Source organism: Caldimonas sp. (genome assembly GCF_046289365.1).
Classification (GTDB): Bacteria; Pseudomonadota; Gammaproteobacteria; order Burkholderiales; family Burkholderiaceae_C; genus Caldimonas.
On the sequence record NZ_JBKBVU010000144.1, the window covers coordinates 1 to 7,702 of the forward strand.

Annotated in this window: 9 protein-coding genes; 4 read left to right on the forward strand and 5 right to left on the reverse strand. The window is 69.6% G+C overall.

Annotated features, from left to right (window positions below; genetic code table 11):
* Both ACK42S_RS13105 and ACK42S_RS13110 read left to right on the forward strand, forming a co-directional pair.
* Positions 1 to 340 (forward strand): oligopeptide/dipeptide ABC transporter ATP-binding protein (locus tag ACK42S_RS13105; RefSeq protein WP_409708203.1); only part of this gene is annotated, 340 nt, incomplete at its 5' end.
* 4 nt (positions 341 to 344) lie between these two features.
* A complete protein-coding gene (locus tag ACK42S_RS13110) occupies positions 345 to 1,526 on the forward strand; it encodes an amidase (protein WP_409708206.1) in 1,182 nt (393 codons plus the stop codon).
* On the opposite strand, the gene ACK42S_RS13115 is transcribed toward ACK42S_RS13110, so the two are convergent.
* Positions 1,527 to 2,024, reverse strand: coding sequence for an ureidoglycolate lyase (locus tag ACK42S_RS13115; protein ID WP_409708209.1), 498 nt, complete (start codon positions 2,022 to 2,024; stop codon positions 1,527 to 1,529).
* Complete coding sequence (locus tag ACK42S_RS13120) at positions 2,021 to 3,283, reverse strand: Zn-dependent hydrolase (RefSeq protein ID WP_409708212.1); 1,263 nt, start codon at positions 3,281 to 3,283, stop codon at positions 2,021 to 2,023. The genes ACK42S_RS13115 and ACK42S_RS13120 overlap by 4 nt, the downstream gene beginning before the upstream one ends.
* An 86-nt stretch (positions 3,284 to 3,369) precedes the next feature.
* On the opposite strand from ACK42S_RS13120, the gene ACK42S_RS13125 reads away from it, so the two are divergent.
* The gene (locus ACK42S_RS13125) at positions 3,370 to 4,107 is read left to right on the forward strand and encodes a GntR family transcriptional regulator (protein ID WP_409708215.1); all 738 of its coding nucleotides are present in this window, start codon (positions 3,370 to 3,372) and stop codon (positions 4,105 to 4,107) included.
* Here the strand turns inward: ACK42S_RS13125 and ACK42S_RS13130 are convergent.
* The 3 genes from ACK42S_RS13130 to ACK42S_RS13140 are packed head-to-tail and all read right to left on the reverse strand — an operon-like array spanning position 4,096 to position 7,295.
* On the reverse strand, positions 4,096 to 5,007 hold the full coding sequence (locus ACK42S_RS13130) for a DMT family transporter (protein WP_409708218.1): 912 nt from the start codon (positions 5,005 to 5,007) through the stop codon (positions 4,096 to 4,098). The genes ACK42S_RS13125 and ACK42S_RS13130 overlap by 12 nt on opposite strands.
* On the reverse strand, positions 5,008 to 6,117 hold the full coding sequence (locus tag ACK42S_RS13135; protein WP_409708221.1) for an ABC transporter substrate-binding protein: 1,110 nt from the start codon (positions 6,115 to 6,117) through the stop codon (positions 5,008 to 5,010). It abuts the gene before it with no gap.
* Between the two features lie 56 nt (positions 6,118 to 6,173).
* The gene (locus ACK42S_RS13140; protein WP_409708224.1) at positions 6,174 to 7,295 is read right to left on the reverse strand and encodes an ABC transporter substrate-binding protein; all 1,122 of its coding nucleotides are present in this window, start codon (positions 7,293 to 7,295) and stop codon (positions 6,174 to 6,176) included.
* A gap of 221 nt (positions 7,296 to 7,516) precedes the next feature.
* On the opposite strand from ACK42S_RS13140, the gene ACK42S_RS13145 reads away from it, so the two are divergent.
* On the forward strand, positions 7,517 to 7,702 hold a 186-nt coding region (locus ACK42S_RS13145; protein ID WP_409708227.1), incomplete at its 3' end, for an ATP-binding cassette domain-containing protein.

Consider the following 7,702-nt stretch of genomic DNA (forward strand, 5'->3'; position numbering starts at 1 on the left):
GGCCGACCGCGTCGCGGTGATGTATGCCGGGCGCATCGTGGAGGAGGGCAGCACCCGCGAGCTGATCCGCACGCCACGCCACCCCTACACCCTGGCCCTGCTGAAGAGCCGCGCCCACGGTGCGCTGGCCCGCGGCTCGCGGCTGGAAACCATTGCCGGCTCGCCGCCCGACCTCTCGGCCTTGCCCCCGGGCTGCGCCTTCGCCGAACGCTGCGGCCTGGCCACCGAGGCCTGCCGCCAGACCCAGCCCGAGGCCGTGGAACTGGCCCCTGGCCACCGCGTGCGCTGCCTGCGCACGGCCGACACGGCCGTGGCCTCCCCCGTCCTGATGAGTGCCTGACCCCATGCCCCTGCACGACCCTGCCCACGCCTTTGTGCCCTATCCCGACGTGCCCGTGCCCCATGCGGGCCACGGCCCGCTGTGCGGCCTGAGCTTTGGCGTGAAGGACCTCTTCGACGTGGCGGGCTACCCGACCGGCGGCGGCAACCCGCTGATGCTGGCGATGTCGGGCGTGAAGATCCGCACCGCGCCCACCGTGCAGCGCCTGCTCGACGCGGGCGCGCGCTTCGTGGGCAAGACGGTCACCGATGAGCTGGCCTTTTCGATGAACGGCAACAACGCCCACTTCGGCGCACCGATCAATGGCGCCGCACCCGATAGCATCTCGGGCGGCTCCTCCTCGGGATCGGCCTCGGCCGTGTCGTCGCGGCTGTGCGACTTCGCACTGGGCACCGACACCGGCGGCTCGGTGCGGGCACCGGCCAGCCATTGCGGGCTCTATGGCATTCGCCCCACCCATGGGCGCATCAGCCTGGAGGGGGCGCTCGACCTCTCGCCCAGCCTGGACACCTGCGGCTTCTTCGCGCGCGATGCAGCCACGTTCGAACGCGTGGCGGAGGTGCTGATGGCGCCCGATGCCACGCCGCTGCCCGAGGCCGTGCGCCTGCTGCGCCCCGAGGACGTGTGGGCGCTGCTCGACGCCGAGGTGAACGAGACCCTGTCGACGGCCGTGCAGCGCGTGGAGTCGGTGCTGGGTCCAGCCCGACCGGTGCATGCGGCCCTCGATGGCTTCGATGCCATGTACTGGCATTTCCGCCATGTGCAGGGCCACGAGGCCTGGGGTACCCACGGTGCCTTCATCACGCGCTTCGCGCCGCCTCTGGGCCCGGGCGTGGCCGAACGTTTCGCCTGGTCGAGCCAGGTCAGTGATGCGCAGGCCAGCGCCGGTCAGGCCTTCCGTGAGCGCTTCCGTCGCCACCTGGGCGAACTGCTGGGCACCGATGGTGTGCTGGTGATGCCCACGATGCCCGACATCGCGCCGCTGCGCAGTGACAGCGAAGCCTCGCTGGAAGACTACCGCAACCGCTCGATTCGCCTGCTGTGTCTGGCGGGGCTGTCAGGCTTTCCGCAGCTGTCGATGCCGCTCGCGCAGCGCCACGGCGCGCCGCTGGGGCTATCGCTGCTCGGGCCGGCAGGCAGCGATCGGAGCCTCGTGCGGCTGGCGCGGCGCATCGCCGCGGCCTGATCAAGGCAGCGCCAGGCGCACCGGGGTCGTCAGATGCGCGATCTCGCAGTCCTCCCGCGGCCCGGCCCGCTCGATCACCACGAAGTCGCCGTCGTCCAGCGCGATCAGTGCGTGGTGCCACACACCGGGGTGCAGGGTGTAGCCGCGCCGCCCGTCCACCAGGAAGGCCGCCAGCGTGGCCGGGTCGGGCCGGGGGTCGCCCAAGGCCACCAGCACCAGGCAGCGCGTACCGGCCAGGGGGATGAAGCTCTGGCTGCCCAGGCGGTGGCGCTCCAGCGTGTGCCACGGCCCCCCGGGCGGCTGGGCGCGGGCACGAAAAACGGCAAGGCAAGGCTGTCCGCCCTGCGCATCGAGCTGCAGCACGCCGGCTGTCTCGATGCGTTCGCTGGTGCCGGCGTTGATCGACCGGCTGCGTCGGCCATCGCCTTCGATGAGCCAGCCGAAGCGGGCGAAGGCAGCGGCCTGGAGTGGCTCCACCGGCAGCACAGAGGCCGTCATGGGGCCTCCACGCCGGCACGCGCCAGCATCGCGTGCAGCAGCACGTCGGCGCCCAGGGCCAGGTGTTCGGGCCGGGCGTCCTCGATCTCGTTGTGCGAGATGCCGTCGCGGCAGGGCACGAAGATCATCGCGGTGGGCGCCGTGCGCGCCACGTACACGGCGTCATGACCGGCACCGCTCACGACATCCAGCGGGGCCTCGCCCAGGCGGCGGGCGCCGGCGCGCACCAGCTCCACCAGTTCGGGGTCGAAGGGCTGGGGCGGGAAGTACACCACCGGCTCCAGCGTGATCGTCACCCCCGGTTGCTGCAGCTCGGCCACCGCGGCGCGCAGGGCGGCATCCATGCGGTCCAGGCCGGCGTCGTTGGTGTGGCGGAAGTCCACCGTCATGCGCACCCGGCCGGGGATGACGTTGCGCGAATTGGGGAAGACGTCCACCTGGCCCACGGTGCCGCGGCCATGGGGCTGCTCGGCCATGGCAATGGCATTCACCCGTTCGATCAGGGCCGCGGCCGGGCGCAGGGCATCGCGGCGCAGCGGCATGGGTGTGGGGCCCGCGTGCGCCTCCATGCCCTCGATCGTCACGTCGTACCAACGCTGGCCCAGCGCGGCCGTGACGGCACCGATCACGATGCCGGCGTCTTCCAGCACCGGGCCCTGCTCGATGTGGGCCTCGAAGTAGGCGCCGAAGCGCGGGGCGCCGTCGGCCACGCTGGCAGGGGCCGGGCCGGCTTGCCCGATGGCCTGCAGGGCCTCGCGCACGCTGATGCCGGCGGTGTCGGTGGCGGCCAGGGCATGGTCCAGCGAAAAGGCGCCGGCGTACACGCCCGAGCCCATCATCACCGGCACGAAGCGCGAGCCTTCCTCGTTGGTCCACACGCACACCTCCAGTGGCGCGCGGGTGGAAAGGCCGGCGTCGCGCAGCGTGTGCAGCACCTCCAGCCCGGCCAGCACGCCGTAGTTGCCATCGAACTTTCCGCCGGTGGGCTGGGTGTCGATGTGGCTGCCGGTGGCCACCGCCGGCAGCGAGTCATCGGTGCCGGCGCGGCGCATGAAGAGGTTGCCGATGGCGTCCGTGCGCACCGTGCAGCCCAGTTCGCGGGCCCACTGCAGCACCTGTTCGCGGCCCTGGCGGTCGAGCTCGGTCAGCGCCAGCCGCGCCACGCCGCCCTTGGGCGTGGCGCCGATGCGCGCAAGGGTCATCAGGCGCTCCCACAGGCGTTGCGCGTTGATGCGCAGGGGGGGAAGGGAGGTGGTCATGGCGTCAGGACTCGGGGAGGTTCGATGACTCGACACGTGCAAGTCGTGTGCCTGACCCTCCCCGGCGAGTGCGAGAATTCCGGACCGTGAAAAAGCCTGCCGCTGCCCCGCCTGCCTCGACCGTGCGCCCCAGCACAGCCACTGACCGGGTCTATGACGGTATCTACCTCGCCGTGATCGAGCACCGGCTCGCGCCGGGCGAATGGCTGCGCGAGGAAGAGCTGGCCGCCACCTTCGGCGTGTCGCGCACGGTGGTGCGCCAGGCGCTGCAGCGCCTCGCCCAGGACCAGCTCATCGACCTGAAGCACAACCGGGGCGCGCGGGTGTCGCAGCCGGGGCTGGACGAAGCCCGCCATGTGTTCGAGGCGCGCAAGGTGGTGGAGTGCGAGATTGCCCGCCGCCTGGGCGGCCGCCTCGACGACGGGCAACTGGCCGAGCTGCACGCCCTGGCCGAGGCCGAACAGGCCGCCGATGCCCGCGGCGATCGGGCCGCCGCGGTGCGCCTGTCGGGCGAATTCCACCGGGCGCTCGCGCGCATGCATGGCAATCCGGTGTTCACGCGCCTGCTTGACAGCCTGCTGCCTACCACCTCGATGCTGATGGCCCAGTACAAGGTGGGTGGCGGCCAGGTCTGCGTGGCGCATCGCCATGTGGAGCTGATCGCCTCATTGCGCGAAGGCGCGGGTGCGGCCGCCGCCGAGATGCGCCGCCACCTGGTAGAGCTGGAACGCTCGCTCACCACGCCGCCCAAGGCGGCGCGCCCGCTGCGCGACGTGTTCGCCGGCTACCGTGAAGAGGCTTCGGACGGTGCTTCAGGGCCGTGAGGCGAGCATCACGCCGGTGACGGCCACCGCGCCACCCACGAGCATGCTGGTCAGCAGCGGCTCGCCCAGCAGCAGCACGCCAAAGCAGGCGCCAAACACCGGCACCAGGTTGTTGAAGACCACGGTGCGCGCCGGCCCCAGCCGCTGCACACCCTGCGAATACCACACGAAGGCCAGCGCCGTGCCCAGCAGGCCGAGGTAGAGCGCCGAGGCGATCACCTGGGGCGAGAACGCCGCCCGCTCGATGCGCGGCAGCTCGAACAGGGCCACCCCCATCAGCAGCGCCGTGCCCCATAGCGAGGCATAGGTGGTGGCGGCCAGGGCCGTCAGCCCCTTGAGGGCCACGCGGCCGATGAGGGTGTAGGCCGCCCAGGCGCACACGCCGCCGAACATCAGCATCTCGCCCAGGCCGACGGACCGGCCCAGCGCCGCCGTCAGGTCGCCGCGCGTGATCACCACCCACACGCCGGCCAGGGCCAGGGCCACGCCCAGCCAGCGCTTGAGGCTGAGCCGCTCGTGCAGCAGCCAGGCGGCCGCGCAGATCGTCACCACCGGGTTGAGCGCGATGATCAGCGAGGTGCGGCTGGCCGGCAGCAGCGACAGTGCGCCCAGGAAGAAGAGGTTGTAGGCAAAGATGCCGGTGGCGCCCAGGCCGAAGGTCACCATCATCTGCCGGCGGTCCAGCCGCGGCAGGCCGCCTTCCAGCCAGCGGGTCGCCAGCAGCAAGGCTGCGCAGGCCACGAGGTAGCGCAGCACCGACCCGAAGGCCGGCGGCAGGGCCAGCGCGATCACCCGCCCGGCGATGAAGGTGCCGCCCCAGATGGCCGGCACGGCCACCAGGCGGGCGTAGAGAGACCAGGAGACGGAGGGAAGGGCCGCAGGGGGCGAAGGCGGGGCCATTCAGCGCCTGAACTTGCCTTCAGGCCCGATGATGGACAAGTCGGCGTAGTCCAGGCCGGTATGGTCGTTGGGCGAGTAGTTGATCTCCATCCCGCCAATGTCGTAATTGCGGATGCCGTTCAACGCATTGAGGATTTGCGCGCGCGTGGGGTTCGGGCCGGCGCGGCGCAGACCTTCGACGAGCACCTTGGCCGCGGCGAAGCCTTCCATCATGGCCGGTGAGATCTCCATGCCGCCTTTGGCACGTGCCAGGTCGACCGCCTCTTTCACGATGGGCGCGGCCAGCGAGCGCTCATAGGGAAAGACCTGGCTCACGATCACGCCGCGGGCGTGCTCGCCCAAAGACTTGATGAAACCGGTCGAGGCGTTGTTCGACAGCGTCACCACCTGGGCGCGTGAACCGGCCGCGCGCAGGGCCTTCACTGCGTCGACCACGGCCGATCCCGAGCCGATGATCATTACAGCCTGGGCCTCGGCCTTCACGATCTTGGGCACGATGGGCGCGAAGTCGGGTTTGGCACGGTCAAATTTTTCCAGCACCACCGGCTGCTTACCCACGGCGTCGAAACCCTTTTGGGCGCCGGCCATCGAGTCGGCACCGAAAGAGTCGTCCACCTGTATCACCGCGATGCGCTCCAGACCGATCAGGCTGAGGTGACGGATGGCGCGCTCGGCCTCGCGCTGGTAGGTGGCCCGGACGTTGAAGATGTAGGGGTTGACCGGCTGGTGCAGCACCATGGCGCCGGTGGATGGCGCGATCAGCGCGATCTTGTGCTCGTCCAACAAGGGCATGATGGCCTGGGTGTGGGGCGTGCCGCGCGTCAGGAACAGGGCGACCACCTTTCTGTCGACGATCAGCTCGCGTGCGTTCTCGGCGGCCAGCTTGGGGTCGAACTTGTCGTCCAGGGAGATCAGCTCGATCTTCTGGCCGTTCACCCCGCCGCGGGCGTTCACCGCGTCGATGTAGAGCTTGGCGCCGTCGGTGGTTTCCTTCACACCGGCGGCCACTGGCCCGGAGAAGCCGGCGGTCTGGCCGATCAGGATCTGGGCTTGAGCGCTGCAGGCCACAGCAGCGACAGCCCAAGCGGCAAGTCGAAGCCAACGAGTCATGTGCACAGTCTCCTCAGTTGTGTTTGTGGGGAAAGGAATAATCCGATGCGCAAGCCTCAGCGCCTGAACTTTCCGTCCGGCCCGATGATGGACAGGTCGGCGTAGTCCAGTCCCGAGCGGTTGTTCGGGCCGTAGGTGATCTCCAGACCGCCGATGTCGTAGCGGCGCAGGCCCTCCAGGGCTTGCACGAGGCGGGCCGGCGTGGGGTTCGGGCCGGCGCGGCGCAGACCCTCCACCAGCACCTTGGCGCCGGCAAAACCTTCCAGCATGGCCGGCGTCACTTCCGGCAGGCCCTTGGCACGGGCCAGGTCAGCCGCCTCCTTCACGATGGGCGCGGCCAGCGAGCGCTCATAGGGAAAGACCTGGGTCACGACCACGCCGCGGGCATGCTCGCCCAACAGCTTGATGAAGCCGGCCGAGGCATTGTTCGACAGGGTCACCACCTGGGCGCGCGAGCCGGCCTCGCGGATGGCCTTCGTGCCGGACGCCACCGTGCCGGCCGAGGCGATGAAGATCACCGCCTGCGGCTGGTTCTTGGCCACGACGGCCGCCAGCGCGGCCAGGTCGGGCTTGGCGCGGTCAAGCTTTTCCAGGAAGAGCGGCTTGAGCCCGGCCTGATCCAGGCCGCGCAGCGCACCCAGCACCGAGTCGGCGCCAAAACTGTCGTCCGTCTGGAAGATGCCGATGCGAGTCATCCCAATGGTTGTTAGAACCTGGATCGCCTTTTCTGCTTCGCGTTGATAAGGAGCCCGTACGTTGAAAATCAGCGAATGGGGCGGCTCGTGCAGCACCATCGCGCCGGTGCTTGGGGCGATCAGTGGCACCTTGAATTCCTCGATCAGCGGGATGAGCGCCTGCGAGTGCGGCGTGCCGCGGTTCATGAACAAGGCAATGACCTTGTCTTCGGTGATCAGCTTGCGGCTTACCTCCACGGTGACTTTGGGGTCGAACTTGTCGTCCACCGAGATCAGCTCGATCTTCTGACCGTTGACCCCGCCGCGGGCGTTCACCGCATCGAAGTACAGCCGGGCGCCGTCGGTGTTCTCTTTCACACCAGTGGCCACTGGCCCGGTGAAGCCCGAGGGCTGGCCGATGCGGATCTGGGACCAGGCGGGCCAGGCGCACAGGGCGGCAACGAGGGTGGCGCCGACCAGGCGAGCCTGCAAGAACTGCAACATCAATACACTCCGGCACTTCGCTGAGAAGGCGCGCAGTTTCACATGCCAGACCCCCCAGGTATTGTGGAAAACCACAGGCCTTTCGGACTTTTTACACATGGTTGCGGCCTGCGTGCGCCATGCGCGCGCTCCTCGCGCCGGCCCCTGTCAGCAGTCTTGTCAAGGCGGCTGCCTAGAATGCTTGGCCACTGCCGTTCGACCCCTCCCGAAAGACGTCCTTCATGACTTCCGGTGTCATTCGCATCCGCGGCGCCCGCCAGCACAACCTCAAGAACCTGGACCTGGACCTGCGCACCGGCGAGCTGACGGTGGTGACCGGCCCCTCGGGCTCGGGCAAGTCCAGCCTGGTCTTCGACACCCTCTACGCCGAAGGTCAGGGCCGCTACGTCGAGACCTTCAGCGCCTAC